The organism is Arthrobacter melezitosi (assembly GCF_054511055.1).
The window spans coordinates 101,189-115,468 of record NZ_JBTNDJ010000004.1 but is presented as its reverse complement, the minus strand read 5'-3'; the positions used below and the strand labels follow the sequence as shown (position 1 = coordinate 115,468).

Here is a 14,280-nt window from a genome sequence, read left to right as displayed (position 1 = left end):
GCGCTGCGGATTCAGTGAAGCAGGAAACGGGCGCGGACCCGCCACCCGCCGTCGGAGCGGGGTCCTATTTCCGCGGTGCCGCGGTGCAGTGCCACGCGCTCGCGGACCCCCTGCAGCCCGTACCCGGAGCCGGACTGCGCGTGCTGGCGCGGCCTGCCGTTGTCCACCGTCTCAAGTTCGACCCAGCGCTGCCCGCCCGATCGTCCGGTGCGCAGGGTGAGCACGGCGGCCGACGCGGTCGAGTGGCGCCGGATGTTGGTCAGGGACTCCTGGGCGGTTCGGTACACGGACAGGGCGAGCGGCGCCGACACCTCCTCGAGGGCACCCGGCACATCCTCGACCCGGGCGAAATCTACCTCAAGGCCGAAGGCACGCTGGCTCTCGGCCAATGCATCAAGGTCGGCAAGGCCCGGCTCGGGATGGCGTCCTTCATTCTCCTTGAGGCCTTCGTCGAGGGTTCCCGAGCGGAGCACTCCCAACAGGCCCCGCATATCCGTCACCGCTTGGCGGCTGACCTGCTCGATCGTGTGCAGGGCTTCGGAGGCGGCCTCTGGCTTCCGGTCCAGGACGCGGCGGGCAGCCCCCGCCTGGACGCCGATTACCGACACATGGTGCGCGACGACGTCGTGCAGTTCCCGCGCGATCCGCAGGCGTTCGCCGATGACCGCCCGCCGGGCCAGCTCCGCGGACTGGCGGGCGATCCTCTCGGCCTGTTCCGCCAGCTGCGCCCGCTGAAGGGCGTTCCGCCAGGAGGACAGACCGACGAGGATGGCACCCCCGAAGTAGGCGATATTCACGATCGAGTTGTAGAGGGCTATTGAGGTGAGTGGATCAAGGAACCCCCTCGACGTTTCGTCGCCCTCCTCGATGCTCTCGATCAGCCCGTCGAACGTCGATGACACGGTCAGTGCGAGAATCAGCCACAGCGCCATCGCGACCACCACCACGGTGGTCCCAAGCCACAGCACCCGGCGGTCCTTCGCCCAGGCCACCGCCGAGTAGAGCGAGGCGAAGTACGCCACCTGGAATGAGAGCTGAAGCGAAAGAGCGGGAATCCACAGCCCCAGGGCGATGAAGAGGGCTGACATTGCGAGCATCACGGCGACCGGGAACCGGCGCCGCAGCACGAGCGGAAGGATCATCAGGGCAAGGACCGCGTGCTGTAGCCAGATCGGGCTGCGTTCCTCGGCCATCGCTCCCGCGCCGCGGCTCAGCTCAAGGGTGACGGCGCTCACGAGGAGAAAAATGAGGACGCCGATGAAGTCCGCACGCTGCTGGTCGGAGGTGGGACCAGGCCGCTCCCACCGACTCTCCTCGGAACCCGTTTCGGGCAGGAAACGGCTCAATATGTTCGGCATGTCGACAGCAGCACCCTCCGGATCGTCCCTGCGTAGTGTAGCGAGAGCCGCCCTCCGGGTGGATCCCCCGAGAGGTCTAGTCCGGAAGGACCAGTACCAGCGTTCACTTCAGCTTGCCGGCCCGTGTCTGTTCACCGGGACGACGGGCTGGCGCAGGATCGTTCTAAGCCTTGCGGGTGCGGTTCGGCGTGGATCGCTGAGGTAGATCTCATGATGTCTACCAGTCATCCGCAGGCCGCGCGAGGGGATGAATTCGCGGTGCATCGCCCTCAGGACCGGACCTTCATCGTCGAAGGCGCCGATATGAAGGGTCTGAACCGACAGGCCCTCCTCGAGCGGTTCACAGCGGAGAGCGGCCAGTGCGGGTGCCCCGCCTTTACCTTCAAGGGCCCGCCGGACGGCGTGGACGTGTTCGTCTTCAATCCAGTCGGGAACCATGATCATCACGGTCCAGTCCCACTGGGACTTGTTGCGGCCGGCGGTGAAGGAGTCCATGTTTTCGGACCACCACAGAGCTTCGAGCGGCATCACGGTGTAGTCGCGGTCAAGCTCGCTCTTGCTGAAAAACTTCAGCTTGTAGGCGACGGGATAAAGTGTCGCCAGGGCGTCCTTGTAGGCTTCGGACGTATTCGGGTCCCCGTGGCCGTCGATCATGAGGAACCGCATCGTTGGCACGGTGACAATGTCGAACCGGCCGCTCGCCGCAATGTAGGTCGCGATCCGCTTCTTGAAGTCTATCTTCACAGGGAGGTGCCTCATGATTCGACGATGAGCCGCAGCGCAACCCGGAGAGAACCCGGACTGCGCCCCGGCAGACGGGTGCACGGCGCGACGTCGTCCTAGGACATGTCAGGATCGAAATTATCCCCGAATCAGGTCCGGTAGAGAATCACGGCCCTCCCCAATAGGTCTCACATCAGCTATTTTCAACAAAGGGGAATCCCGCCCTTGATGAGCTTTGAGGTGACTTTGCGGACTTCTGCACTGGCTCAGAGGCTCCTTATTCGTTGCCCCCGGCGTTGCTTCAACGCGGGCAGTTCGAACAACAGCGTCACTGAGGCGTGCTGGCGGGTTGAGTAGACCCAGGCGAGCCCGAGCGGGACGCCAATGCCAACCAGCAGCAACAGCGGCAAAACGTACCATGCCCCGGCGGAGCCGATCGCGTCGGCGAGGGCGAGGGTGATCATGATCGGTCCGAGATGGGCGACGTAGAACACGATCGAGTGGCGTCCGACGAATTCGAGTGCAGCGGTCACCGGTCCGGCGGGGAGCCGGGGGAAGAACCAGCACACGATCACGAGCGCCCCGGCCACCCCCCACGTGAACTCCCCCTGGTACAGCACCTCCCACCCCGCCACGTTCAATACGCCGACTGCCACCGCGCACGCACCGGCAACAGCCAGGACCCATGACTTCCCGATGAATCCCGCGATCTCCTGCAAGTGCTGGGCGCACCAGGCCCCGAAGAAGAAAAACGCTGAGAGAAAGGCCATGGTCTCCGGGCGGCTGCCGTCGGTGAACACAAACGACACGCCCATTCCGGTGCCGGCGATCAGCAGCGGCGGGACGCGTCGCAGCGGATAGGCGAGGGCGTAAAAGACGAGGATGAACGAGAGGTACCAGAGGTAGGTCGGCGAATGGTGGAAGATTTGGGTCACCGCTGCAGGGCTGAGGTCGCCGCTTGCAGCGAGAATGATCAGGGACCAGAGAACGTACGGCCAGGCCACCCTGGAGACCTTGCCGGCGAAGTACTCCCGCCCGGTCTTGGCCATCGACTGTGGCAGCAGGACCCCGGACAGGAACGTGAGCACGGGCATGCGGAACGGCTCGAGGAAGAGGTTGAACTGGTCGACGCCCGGAGTCGGGCCGACGGTTATTCGAAGGACCTCGCCCGCATGCAGCACGACGACCAGGAGGATGGCGACGCCACGGCAGCTGTCCAGCCACAGTGTGCGTGTCTCAGTGAAAGTACTGATGGCGGCCTCCCCGTCGAGTCTCATCGAACCTGTGTGCTGCCCGTGGGTTCGCTTAGGTGAGGTTCGGTGTCGGGGTGGATCCGGATGGTCCGTCACAGCTGGTTCTGGATTGGCGCAGCCTTGCCCGAGCGGAGCGATGGGCCCGGACGCAGGTCTAGATTGGGTTCGTGCAGAAGAACCCGGCCTTCAGCGACTACCTCAAGGCGAGGAGGAAGCTCGTACGTCCCCAGGACGTCGATCTCCACACCTATGGCCGGCGCCGGGTCGCCGGGCTGCGGCGGGAGGAAGTCGCGCAGCTGGCGGGAATCAGCGTCGACTACTACGTCCGCCTCGAGCAGGGCAGGGACCACCACCCGTCACCGCAGATCCTCGATGCACTGGCACGGGCCCTGATGCTCGACCCACCTTCGACCCTGCACCTCCACCGGCTGGCCCAGCCACGCTCCGGCGCCGCCGCCCCCGTACCAACCGCGGAGGGCGTGGCGGCCCCGGACACTGTTGCGCCGGGCTTGATGCAGCTTCTGGGCACCATCGGCAACGTGCCGGCCTTCGTGCAGGACCGGTTCATGACCGTGCTGGCCGCCAATCCGCTCGCGATCGCCCTCTCGCCCCGTAACGCACCCGGTACAAATGTGCTCCGGGAGGCTTTCCTCGATCCCGCCGAACGCGAACTCTATGAGGACTACGACCAGGTGATGCGCGAAGCCGTGGCAGGGCTGCGTGCTTCGGTCGGAGAACGGACCAACGATCCCCGCCTCGTGCGCCTGGTCGCAGACCTCTCCGGACGCAGCGCGTATTTCCTGCAGCTCTGGAACCGGCATGACGTCCGCCCCAAGGTCGCCGGGCACCGCATCCTGCACCACCCCGCGGTCGGCGACCTGGAGTTGTTCCACGAGAAGCTCGCCGTCACCGGAACCGACGGCCACCTGCTCGTCATCCACCATGCCGCGCCCGGCAGCCCCTCCGCCGCAGCCCTGGAACGGCTCGCCCGGCTCCTGTAGCGGATTCTCGGCGGCAGGAGCCGGCCGCTGCCCAGGAGAGGGTCAGCGGCCGAAGGTAGCCCCGGCATTCCCATGAAAGACAGGGTTCTACCTACCGCCTTCGGGTGAGAGCACACTTCTATCCGGAGCCCCACCCGCCGCCCATCAGCACATTCCGGCGCAACCGGCAGGACACCGGGCCCCTCCGCACGATCCTCTCCCCGATGAAAGAAGTTCTCCATCATGACCCGCATCACCACCCCGTTCGGTTTCTCCTCGACCACCTCGGATGTCACCGAGGGCATCGACTTCGCCGGCAGGCGCGTCGTCATCACCGGCGGCGCCTCCGGCATTGGCATTGAAACCGCCCGCGCGTTCGCCAGGATCGGCGCCGAGGTGACCCTCGCCGTCCGGAACCTGGAGGCCGCTGCCCCGGTCGTCGAGGAACTGCGTGCCTCGACGGGCAACCGGAACATTTCCCTCGGCCGGATCGACCTCGCCAACCTCACCTCGATCACTGAGTTCGCCGACGCGTGGACCGGGCCCCTGCACGTGCTCGTCAACAACGCGGGCATCATGGCCCTGCCCGAACTGGAACGCACCGCCGAGGGGTGGGAGATGCAGTTCGCCACCAACTATCTCGGCCACTTCGCCCTCGCCCAGGTCCTCCATCCGGCACTGGCCGCGGCGGGCGACGCCCGCATCGTGTCGCTGAGTTCCAGCGGACACCTGTTCGCCCCGGTCCTCTTCGACGACCCGCATTTCAACTTCATTCCCTACGACGCGTTCCTCGCGTACGGCCAGTCAAAGACCGCTTCGGCCCTGTTCGCTGTGGCGGTGACCCGTCGGTGGGGGAAGGACGGCATCACCTCGAACGCGGTCATGCCGGGTGCTATCGCCACCAACCTGCAGCGCCACACCGGCGGCCTGCGCACACCGGTCGAACGCCAGAAGACCCCGCAGCAGGGAGCCGCCACCTCCCTGTACGTGGCGACCTCGCCGGACCTTGAGGGCGTCGGCGGGCGCTACTTCGAGGACGTCAACGAAGCACCCGTCGTCGACCACCGCAGCCCCGACTACACCGGCGTCGCGGTCTATGCCCTCGACGCCGCAAACGCCGACCGGCTCTGGGACCTGTCTCTGGAGCTCCTGGCCCGGCGCTCTGCCTGATCCCTGACGACGAAGCAGACAATCATGACCACCGCTGCTGCCGGCTCCACCTCGAGTGGCGCGCCGTCCGCGTTGGACGGGTAGGGCCCGCTTTATCGGTGTCGTCGGCCGCGCGGCACCGACAAAGGGCCAGGAGCCCCTAGGCTGCGTCGGCCGAAGGGAGCCGCCCGAGGGTGCGCCCCATCCAGGAGTCCCGCGCGGCGACGGCGGCGACCGACAACAGCGCCTCGGGTGCCGCACCGTCGAAGATGTGGAAACCGCCGGCCCAGACATGCAGTTCCGCCTGCACCCCGGCCGCCCAGAGGCGGGACGCGTAGGCGACGTCCTCGTCGCGGAAGACCTCGGCCGATCCGACGTCGATGAACGCCGGCGGCAGGCCCGTGAGGTCCGTCGCCCGCGCCGGGGCGCTGTAGATGTCGACGTCATCGGTCCCGCGGCGCTCACCCAGCAGGGCGTCCCAGCCCGTGGAATTGCTCTCCCGGCTCCACGACCCGGTCTGCGTGTACTGGTGGCTGGAGGCGGTGGCGTCGCGGTCGTCGAGCATGGGGCTCAGCAGCATCTGCGCGATCAGGGCCGGGCCCTTCCGGTCACGGGCCAGCAGCGTCACGCCGGCCGAGAGGCCTGCACCGGCGGAGGTCCCGGCGATCAAGATCCGCTCGGGATCCACCCCGAGTTCGTCTGCGTTCTCGACCAGCCAGAGCAGTCCAGCGTAGGCGTCCTCCACCGGGCCCGGGGCCGGGCTCTCGGGGGCGAGCCGGTACTCGAGCGAGACCACGACGGCACGGTGCTCAACGGCCCAGTCGAGCACGTGCCCGATGCCGGTGAAGCGGTTGCCGATGATCATTCCGCCGCCGTGCAGGAAGTAGATCGCCGGAGCCGATGCATCCTTATCCGTCGGGGTGAACACCGAAGCGGTGATGTCACCACCCGGGCGGGTAATGGCGTGTTCGCGGTGGGAGAGGGGGCGCACCGCGAGGAGGTCCTCGAGGGTGGGGCCGAACGGGTTGGCCCGAAGGAAATCGATCATCTCGGCGGTGACTGTCGAGGGCAGCGGGCTGTTGTCGAGCAGCTCGGCAAGTTCTGGGTCGTACGGCGGGCGGATGGGGGTGGTGGTCATGATTTTCCTTTTGAAAGTTGGAGGTGGGGGAGGGAGGCCCGGGCTCAGGCCGGGTTGGCTCCGGAGACGACGATCTTGCCGCGGAGGTGTCCGCCCTGGCTGAGGGCCAGGGCCTGGGGGACCTGCTCGAAGGGGAACTTCCGGGCGATCTCGGTGCGGAAGGCGCCGAGGGCGGCGAGGTCGAGCACCGGGGGGAGGGTCTCGGCGGTGAGGGCGGTGGGATCGCCGGCTGCGACGATCGCACCTTGGGCGCCGGCGGCGAAGTCAACGATCGTGACGATTCGGGACGCCGGCACGAGCCCGGAGAGGCGTGCGATGAATTCCTGTCCCGCCGTATCGAACCCGGCGTCGACGCCCTGGGGTGCCACGGCCGTGATCTCGTCGACCATGGTCTCGCCGTAGGTCACCGGCTTTGCGCCCAGGGAGCGGACGTAGTCGTGGTTCTCGGGGCTGGCGGTGCCGATGACCGTGTGGCCGTCCGCGACGAGGATCTGCACGACGGCGCTGCCCACGGCGCCGGCCGCACCATTGACGACGACGGTGGACGCCGGCGACGGCGCCAGCAGTGACAGGCCACGCTGTGAGGTTTCACCGGAGGTGGCCAGGGTGACCGCCTGCTCGGCCGTCAGGCCGTCGGGGATCGGCGCGAGCCGGGCGGCGCCGGTGACGGCGTTCTCAGCGAAGGCTCCACTGTCGGCGAAGCCGACAACCCGATCGCCGACGGCGAAGCCCTCGACGCCGTCCCCGACCTCAAGCACCGTGCCGGCGATGTCGGTCCCGAGCACGGCCGGCAGGGGCAGCGGGAACATTTCGGCGAGGTAGCCGTTGCTGAACTTCCAGTCCAGTGGATTGATGCCGATGGCTTCGATGGAGACCTTCACCTGGCCGGCCGCCGTGGTGGGTTCGTCTGCCTCGCCGAGGGTGAGGGAGTCGGGGCCGTAGCTGTTGAGGAGATGCGCTTTCATGATGCGTCCTTAGAATCTAGGTATTAGGGGAAGAGCTGGAAGGTGTGGTTGATGCCCGTGTCTGGGGCGGTGCCGCCGGTTCCCGCCGGGGGCTGCAGGGAACGCCGCGGAGGTTGATCCGCTCCCTCGAACGTGGCCGACCACTCATTTGAGTGATATGTGGCCGACCCCGTTTTCTGCATGCTGTTGGAACCTGTGAATGACGGACATTATTCCGGCGGGACCTCAAGGGCCCCTCAGGATCACCCAAATCGCCGCAACATTACCCTTCCGGGCGCAACCCGCCGCGCCCCGGGAGGCGGCGGGTGTAAGGCCGCCCTCCCGTCAGCGGGGCGCGACGTTGTGGTTGAGCCGGAAGACGTTCCGCGGATCGACCTCGGTCTTGAGCGCGGTGAGGCGGTCGAAGACCTCCCCGCGGTAGACGGCCGTCTCGTCCGGGGCTCGGGTGCCCGGGTCGGCTTCGGCCGGTTCCTCAGCACCCATGAAGTTGACGTACCGGCCGGGCGCGGCATGCGGGGCGATGTCCCCGGAGAGCGCCTTGACGAACCCCACGTTGCGCCCGTCGTCGCCGTCGTCGGTCCAGAATCCGTAGATGTTCAACCAGTAGGGCGCCTGGCGGTCGGGGAAGGCGGTGGCGCCGGCCGGCACCCGGGCGAGGGCCCCGCCCATGTGGTGGACGTCGAAGGCCGTGCCCTGCCAGGTCTGTTCGGCGGCGCGGCGGAGCAGGATCGCCTGGACCTCCGGTGAGAGATGCTTCAGCGCGGCATTGCGCCAGTAGGCGCGCACGCCCCTGGGGAAAAGTTCGTCCACGGCGGACTGCCAGCCGGTCCAGGTGGCCTCCCCCACCTCCTCCATCTCCGGAGGCGCCGCTGCGCGCAGCTTCTCAATGAGCGCTTCCCCGGCTTTCTGGTCGCCGCCGGCCCATAGGAACCCGACGACCATGAGCGGATCGCTGCCCATCTCCCAGTGCGGCGGCGGGGTGATGAAGGTCAGGATGCTGGTCAACTCATCGGGGAGGGTCCCGGTCCAGGCCGCGTAGGCGGCCAGCGCCGTCTCCCAGGTACGCGGGGTGTAGACGAGGTTGCCGGCGTAGAGCGGCCGGGGGAGGCGGTGCGCCCGGAAGGTGAAGGAGGAGACGACACCGAAATTGCCACCCCCGCCCCGCAGGCCCCAGAACAGGTCGGGATTCTGCCGGTCGTCCGCCTCGACTACTTCCCCCGACGCGGTGATGACGCGCGCGGAGACCAGGTTGTCGATGCTCAACCCATAGGGCCGGGTCAACCATCCCATGCCCCCGCCCAGGGTGAGCCCCCCTACGCCCGTCGCCGAGACCACGCCCAGGGGTACGGCCAGCCCGTGGGGTTCTGTGGCGGCGTCAACCTGCGCCAGCGTCGCCCCGCCGCCGATCCGCACCAATCCCCGGTCGGCGTCGACGTCCACCGCGGACAGTGCGCCGAGGTCGAGCACGATGCCGCCGTCGACCGTACCGTTGCCGGCCACGCTGTGGCCGCCGCCGCGGACGGCGAGGGGCATCTGGTGTTCGATGCAGCAACGGATCGCCGCGGCGATGTCGTCCTCGCCCGCGACCCGGAGGATGGCGGCGGGACGGCGGTCGATCATGGCGTTCCAGACGCGCCGGGCGCTGTCGTACTCCGGATGGTATTCGTCAATCACCTCCCCGGAGGTGGCCGCATTGAGGGCGAGGACGGCGGCCGCCGCCCCGTCATGGCTGGGCATAAGGGGAGTGTGCATGATCCACCCAACGGCTGCGTCCGGGCTCCGTCTGAGTCCGCGGGGAAACGCGGCGGGTTCATTATCCGGCGCGCCGATTTGAACGGTCAACGGCACGACCATTGGGTTACGCGGGCAGGCGGCATCGTCCGCAGGGAACCGGTGGCCGCTCCGGGGCCCGGCCGGCACAGCGGGTTCCGGGCGGGCCGCACAATTACGCCCGCGGCCCGCCGTTCTGCCGTAGGGTGGCGGTCATGGAACTCCGCCTTGAGGTTGTCCAGGTGCCCGTCGCCGATGTGGACAGGGCCAAGACTTTTTACACCGACGTCCTCGGCTTTCAGCTCGACCACGACGCCGAGCACATCCCCGGGATGCGGGTCGTTCAGCTGACTCCGCCGGGATCGTCCTGCTCGATCGTGATCGGCACCGGCATGCACAGCATGGTGCCCGGAAGCCTTGAGGGACTCCAGCTCGTGGTGCCGGACATGACGGCGGCCCGGACCGAGCTCGTCAGCCGCGGAGCCCCCATCAGTGAACCCCAGGACCTTGGCGGATTCGCCTTCGCCTTCTTCGCCGATCCGGACGGCAACCGGTGGGTCCTTCAGGAGATCCCGCCCCCTCCCGCCTGAGGGGACCCGCGCTGACGCCCGACCCCACGCGCGTAGGCTCGAATAATGCTTTTCACAAACCGGAGGACCTTCCTCGCTTCGGTGATCCTGGGCGGATCCGCCGCCGTGCTGGCCGCCTGTTCCCTGCCTCCCAAGCCGCCGGCCGCGCCTACCCAGCCCCCGCCCACCCCGAATCAGCCGCCTGCCGGGCCCGACTGGGAGGACCTCCGGTCGAGGATCGGCGGGCGGTTGTACCTGGAGGGTGCGGAGGGGTACGCCGACGCCAAGAGGGTCGAGAATCCGCGCTTTGACGGCGCTCTGCCGCTCGCCGTGCTCGCGGCGGCCACGGCCGAGGACGTCGCGCAGGCCGTCCGCTTCGCTGAACAGGAGGGGGTGCCGTTCGTCGTCCGCTCCGGAGGGCACGGCTATTCAGGGTATTCCTCCGGCGAGGTGGGCCAGGCGGGGCTGGCGCCGTCGCTCGTCATCGACCTGCGGGGCCTGTCCGGCATTACAGTCGGGGACTCGGGTACGGCCGTCGTCGGGGCCGGGGCCTCCCTGATCCAGGTCTATGACGCGGTGGGCGCCAGGGGCCGGGCGATCGCGGGTGGCTCCTGCGCCACGGTCGGCGTCGCCGGACTGACGGTGGGCGGGGGCGTCGGAGTGCTGACCCGGGCGTACGGGCTGACCTCGGACGCCCTGCGGTCCGTGGAGATTGTCACGGCCGGCGGGGAGGTGGTGACCGCCGGCGCCGGGGAGAACGAGGACCTCCTGTGGGCCTGCCGCGGAGGGGGCGGCCAGGTGGGCATCGTCACCTCCCTGACGTTCGAGACGGTGCCCGCTCCCACCATCACCACGGTGTTCCTCGAGTGGGCCTTCGCCGATGCGGTGCCGGTGATCCTCGCCTGGCAGCGGTGGGCGCCCGGGGCGGATCCCCGGCTGTGGTCGACGCTGAAGCTGCTCAGCGGGGCCCGCCACGACGGGCCGACGATCCAGCTGACGGCGACCTGGACCGGCCCGTCCGCCGAGATCGACGGCCAGCTCGCCGGCCTGCATGAGGCCTCAAGGGCACTGCCGCTGGTGAACAGCGTGCAGCCGGACCGGACCTACACCGACGTCATGTTCGGCTACGCCGGGTGCACGGGGGTCCTCGTCGAGCAGTGCACCACCGGCGAGGGCGGGGCGCTCCAGCGGGAGGCCTTCAGCGCCACCTCCCACGTCCCGTACGAACTGCTGGACGCCGACGGTGCCGCCGCGCTCGTCGAGAGGTGCCTGCGCGGCCACGAACTCGGTGCCGTCGAGGCGGCGGTGTCGATGGATGCCCTCGGCGGCGCGGTCCGCGACCTGCCGGACGCCTCCACCGGCTTCGGCCACCGGGGCGCCTACGCAACCGTCCAGTACACCGCCACGTACGATGAGGGCGCGGACCCGGCTCCCTTCGACGGGTTCGTCCGGGAATCGCGCTCCAGTATGGTCCCGTTCTGGGGGGACGGCGCGTACTTCAACTACTCGGACTCAACCCTGGCCGACCCGGGGGCCGCCTACTTCGGGACCAACGCCGCGCGGCTGGCCGAGATCCGGGCCCGGGTCGACCCAGCAGGAGTCTTTGCCACTCCAGCCTTCCGGCCGGCATAGCCGGGCCCGGCCCTTCAACTCCGGGGGAGGTGAAGAGCCGGCGGGTCTGCCCGCCGGGAACCGCGGCGCCGTCGAGCCCGGAACCGCGGCGCCGTCGAGTCCGGTGACAGGCCGGCGGACGCCGGCCTGTCACCGGGTGTGTGGTTGCTGAGGTGTCAGTTCCCGTCCGCCGAAGCGGCGACGGAGGCCCAGTCATCCATCTCGGACAGACGCCCCTTCAATGCTTCGCGCATCTTGTTCGCACCGTCCGTGCCCAGGGCGATCCGGAGGGGAGGGGTGTCGGAGTCGACCACGGCCATCAGCGCAGCGACAGCGGCGGTGGGATCGACTCCGGACCCGGCCGGAATCTCCCCGAGTGCCTTCTGAACTGCCCGCACGGTTCCGTCATAGTCCCCGATGGGCTCGGCGAACGCGAGGTTCGCGAGGAACGGTGTTTCCGTGGCAGCCGGCTCGACGATGCTGACCTTGATGCCCAGGGGTGCAAGTTCCTGGGCCAGGGCCTCCGAGAGTCCTTCCACTGCGAATTTCGTCGCGGCGAGCATGCCCACGCCCGAGTGTGCGAACTGTCCGTAGAGCGATGAACCCTGCAGGATCAGCCCTCTTCCCTGGGCCCGCAGCACCGGAAGGGTGGCACGCAGGACGTTGAGGACGCCGAAGACGTTGGTGTCGAAGATGGCACGCGTCTGCGCATCGCTTGCTTCCTCCACGGCGCCGAAGAGCCCGTACCCGGCGTTGTTCGCCACGATGTCGATCGTTCCGAAATCCGACACAGTGCGCGAAACGGCGGCGCTGACCGCCCCTTCGTCGGCGACGTCGGCATTCAGCAGCAGTAAGCGGTCCGGGTATTCGCGCGCGAGGTCGTCCAGCGGCGCGGTCCTGCGCGACAGTGCTGCGACGCTATCTCCCCGGCCCAATGCGGCGAGAACCAGCTCCCGGCCGATGCCGCTCGATGCCCCAGTGATGAACCATGCCTTTGCCTCGGTGGGCGTCTGTGAGGAAATCATGGTGAGGAGTGTAGTACCTTAGAACATTACATACAAGCCCCTAGCTGAACTTTGTTAGGTTCAAAACGTCTTCGCTCATCCCTTGTCGTATACTGGACGGGTGAGTACATTATCTAGCGCCTCGGTCCTGGCACCCACCCCCGGAGCGGAAGCCCTGCTGGCCTTCACCAACACCAAGGCGACCGCCGTCAAAGACGAGGAATGGGCGGACCCCGAAGAGCTCTCCCGCTGGCTGGCCCGGAACATGGGGGCACCCAAGGGCCTGTCCATTACGCCTGCGGACCTCGCCGCGGCGAAAGAACTCCGCGATGCCCTGGTCGTGAGCATGCTCCACAACGCGGCCCATGCTGTTTCCGAGGAGGAGGTAACCCGGGCGCGGGAGGTCATCGCGAAGGTTGGTGCAGCCCACCCCCTCACCGCCACGCCCTTCGCGCACGGGCAGAAGCTTGTTCCGCTCCAATCGGGATTCGCCGCAATCCTGGGCCAGCTGGTGGCATCCCTGACCGTCACCACGATCGAAGGGCGGTGGCACCGGGTGAAGGCCTGCGGCAACCCGCAGTGCAGGACGGCATTCTACGATCGGACCAGGAATTCAGCCGGCGCCTACTGCAGTGCGAATCCCTGCGGCGCGAAGATGTCCATGCGCTCCTACCGACAGCGCAAGGCCAGCGCCGCGGCGCAGAGCGTGACGGCGGACGCGTAAGCACCAGAACCCGGTACCCTGGCCGGTGAAAGCCCTCGCCGCGCTCAAGCACCACCTCGGAACCGCGTAACGGCACGCCCGCCGGCCACCGGCCCGGGGCACGCACCGTCCGGGCCTTCAGCTGTCCGCGGGCCGGCGCTCCGGCAGGACGTCGACGCCCGGGGCGGTGAGGTCCGTGAGGTCGAAGACCCGGTCGGCGGCCGCCCGGGTGCCCTCGATGAGCCGTGCATTCTGCTCATCCACCCCCTCGACCCAGCTCCGGGCGGCCCCCTCGGACTTGCCGAACCGCACGTGCCGGTCGAGGAGCCGCTCCACCCTCAGCGACGGATCGACGCCGACGAACCACACCTCGCTCAGCTGCGCGCGTACCTCGCGCCAGCCGGGTGCGTCCACGAGGAGGTAGTTGCCCTCCGTGATCAGCAGGGAAAGCCCGGGAGGGATCGGCAGTGCGTTGGCGAGAGGCTGTTCGATCTCCCGCTCGAAGGCCGGCGCGTAGACGGTGTGGCCCGGTCCACGGCGCAGCCGTGCCAGGAGTTCGGCGTACCCGAAGGCGTCGAAGGTCTCCGGGGCGCCCTTCCTTCCGAGCAGTCCCTGCCGGGCCAATTCCCGGTCCGCCAGGTGGAACCCGTCCATCGGGATGTATCCGCGTCCGCCGGGCTGCGCTCCGGCGAGCGCACGGGCCAGGGTCGTCTTGCCCGCGCCCGGGGACCCGGTGATGCCAAGGAGGGCCGGCCCGCCGTCGTCGGGCCGGGGGAGGAACCGCTCGAGGTCGGCGGGGTTCCTCACCCGTATCGTCTCAGCTGCCACGGCTCCTCTTCGCGTCGGTGCGGGATGTCCCGCCATTGTGCCGGGGCGGGGAGCGGTCCGCCACCGGGACACGGCGCATCCGCCTCCCGCCGCACGTCACCACGCCGGCGGTACCCCTCGGCCACGTGGCGTGTCTCCCCGCCGGTTGGAGTCTTCGCCGGGAAGTCGATGAAGCTGCCCCACCCGGCCGAGGACGCCAAGGCCCCCCGATAGCCAGCCGGGCCCGGGT

13 protein-coding genes are annotated in these 14,280 nt (G+C 68.5%); 5 read left to right on the top strand and 8 right to left on the bottom strand.

Annotation, left to right across the window (positions count from 1 at the left end; all coding sequences use genetic code 11):
* Positions 1–11 precede the first annotated feature (11 nt).
* From ACX80W_RS06570 to ACX80W_RS06560, 3 genes are all read right to left on the bottom strand, one after another.
* Positions 12–1,358 carry a sensor histidine kinase gene (locus ACX80W_RS06570; protein WP_459281562.1) on the bottom strand — a complete coding sequence of 449 codons (1,347 nt, stop codon included), beginning with the start codon at positions 1,356–1,358 and terminating at the stop codon, positions 12–14.
* Positions 1,359–1,466: 108 nt separating this feature from the next.
* Positions 1,467–2,117, bottom strand: coding sequence for a GyrI-like domain-containing protein (locus tag ACX80W_RS06565; protein ID WP_459281560.1), 651 nt, complete (start codon positions 2,115–2,117; stop codon positions 1,467–1,469).
* Between the two features lie 230 nt (positions 2,118–2,347).
* Complete coding sequence (locus ACX80W_RS06560; RefSeq protein WP_459281558.1) at positions 2,348–3,358, bottom strand: acyltransferase family protein; 1,011 nt, start codon at positions 3,356–3,358, stop codon at positions 2,348–2,350.
* Between the two features lie 143 nt (positions 3,359–3,501).
* On the opposite strand from ACX80W_RS06560, the gene ACX80W_RS06555 reads away from it, so the two are divergent.
* Entirely contained in the window at positions 3,502–4,335 is an 834-nt protein-coding gene (locus tag ACX80W_RS06555; RefSeq protein ID WP_459281556.1) for a helix-turn-helix transcriptional regulator, read from the top strand.
* 222 nt (positions 4,336–4,557) lie between these two features.
* Positions 4,558–5,484 (top strand): SDR family NAD(P)-dependent oxidoreductase, encoded by a 927-nt coding sequence (locus ACX80W_RS06550; RefSeq protein ID WP_459281554.1) that lies wholly within the window; start codon positions 4,558–4,560, stop codon positions 5,482–5,484.
* Between the two features lie 139 nt (positions 5,485–5,623).
* On the opposite strand, the gene ACX80W_RS06545 is transcribed toward ACX80W_RS06550, so the two are convergent.
* From ACX80W_RS06545 to ACX80W_RS06535, 3 genes are all read right to left on the bottom strand, one after another.
* Positions 5,624–6,601: an alpha/beta hydrolase gene (locus ACX80W_RS06545; protein WP_459281553.1), complete on the bottom strand. Its 978-nt coding sequence runs from the start codon at positions 6,599–6,601 to the stop codon at positions 5,624–5,626.
* Between the two features lie 44 nt (positions 6,602–6,645).
* The gene (locus tag ACX80W_RS06540) at positions 6,646–7,566 is read right to left on the bottom strand and encodes an NADP-dependent oxidoreductase (RefSeq protein WP_459281551.1); all 921 of its coding nucleotides are present in this window, start codon (positions 7,564–7,566) and stop codon (positions 6,646–6,648) included.
* A gap of 324 nt (positions 7,567–7,890) precedes the next feature.
* Complete coding sequence (locus tag ACX80W_RS06535) at positions 7,891–9,303, bottom strand: FAD-binding oxidoreductase (protein WP_459281549.1); 1,413 nt, start codon at positions 9,301–9,303, stop codon at positions 7,891–7,893.
* A gap of 248 nt (positions 9,304–9,551) precedes the next feature.
* On the opposite strand from ACX80W_RS06535, the gene ACX80W_RS06530 reads away from it, so the two are divergent.
* The gene (locus ACX80W_RS06530; protein WP_459281547.1) at positions 9,552–9,926 is read left to right on the top strand and encodes a VOC family protein; all 375 of its coding nucleotides are present in this window, start codon (positions 9,552–9,554) and stop codon (positions 9,924–9,926) included.
* A gap of 45 nt (positions 9,927–9,971) precedes the next feature.
* The gene (locus ACX80W_RS06525; protein WP_459281546.1) at positions 9,972–11,537 is read left to right on the top strand and encodes an FAD-binding oxidoreductase; all 1,566 of its coding nucleotides are present in this window, start codon (positions 9,972–9,974) and stop codon (positions 11,535–11,537) included.
* A gap of 155 nt (positions 11,538–11,692) precedes the next feature.
* Here the strand turns inward: ACX80W_RS06525 and ACX80W_RS06520 are convergent, their stop codons facing one another.
* On the bottom strand, positions 11,693–12,541 hold the full coding sequence (locus ACX80W_RS06520; RefSeq protein ID WP_459281545.1) for an SDR family NAD(P)-dependent oxidoreductase: 849 nt from the start codon (positions 12,539–12,541) through the stop codon (positions 11,693–11,695).
* A 100-nt stretch (positions 12,542–12,641) separates the two neighbouring features.
* Here ACX80W_RS06520 and ACX80W_RS06515 point away from each other — a divergent pair, with 100 nt between their 5' ends.
* Positions 12,642–13,244 (top strand): CGNR zinc finger domain-containing protein, encoded by a 603-nt coding sequence (locus ACX80W_RS06515; RefSeq protein WP_459281544.1) that lies wholly within the window; start codon positions 12,642–12,644, stop codon positions 13,242–13,244.
* Positions 13,245–13,361: 117 nt separating this feature from the next.
* Here the strand turns inward: ACX80W_RS06515 and ACX80W_RS06510 are convergent, their stop codons facing one another.
* Positions 13,362–14,051, bottom strand: a complete 690-nt coding sequence (locus ACX80W_RS06510; RefSeq protein ID WP_459281543.1) for a nucleoside/nucleotide kinase family protein — start codon at positions 14,049–14,051, stop codon at positions 13,362–13,364.
* Between the last annotated feature and the right edge of the window lie 229 nt (positions 14,052–14,280).